General features: G+C 34.1%; 1 protein-coding gene. It reads right to left on the reverse strand.

Going from position 1 to position 735, the window contains the following annotated elements:
• Window positions 1-130: 130 nt before the first annotated feature.
• Window positions 131-598: an IS200/IS605 family transposase gene (tnpA, locus tag ACX6CF_RS26140; RefSeq protein WP_212691167.1), complete on the reverse strand. Its 468-nt coding sequence runs from the start codon at window positions 596-598 to the stop codon at window positions 131-133.
• Between the last annotated feature and the right edge of the window lie 137 nt (window positions 599-735).

Genomic DNA, 735 nt, shown 5'->3' on the forward strand with positions numbered 1-735 from the left:
AATCACCACCACCCGTAAAACGGGTGGTTTGCACTTACCCTATAAGGGTATATTACTAGCTGAGTCTCAAGACTCATTGAATAGTCTGCCAACTGCATCTATTCTCAAGTTACACCTAAAGGTGTTTTCATTAGCCTTTTATTATCGGCTTACCCGTAAACGGGTCAATATATTCCTTCAGACTTAATTGGTCTGAGGCTATATCTTCTTGTAATTGATTTCTTATATACTGTTCTATTGCCTTCTTGTTCCTTCCTACTGTATCTACAAAATATCCTTTACACCAAAATTTTCTATTCCCATATTTATATTTTAAATTAGCATGTCTGTCAAATATCATCAGCGAACTTTTTCCTTTTAGATATCCTACAAACTGTGATACGCTTAATTTAGGTGGTACACTTACTAACATATGTATGTGATCTTTACATGCATTTGCCTCTATTATTTCTACGCCTTTATACTCACATAATTTACGAATTATCTGCCCAATATCTTTTTTTATCTTTCCATAAATTATTTGACGTCTGTATTTTGGTGCAAATACTATATGATATTTGCAATTCCATTTGGTATGTGCTAAACTTTTGTTGTCCATTTGGACTTCCTCCTTTGTCTATTATAGATGCGGTCGGCAAACCTGCTTCTATCTTAGCATTGGAGGTTATTTTTTTCTACTCATAGCTATAAGCTTTTTAGAACCACAGGCATAGCCTGTGGTATTCATTAATACAA

The sequence above is a fragment of the Vallitalea sediminicola genome (assembly GCF_054408565.1).

What these genes read in the sequence shown, in the direction of transcription:
- tnpA (WP_212691167.1), bottom strand. Translation starts at nt 598, where the DNA reads ATGGACAACAAAAGTTTAGCACATACCAAATGGAATTGCAAATATCAT.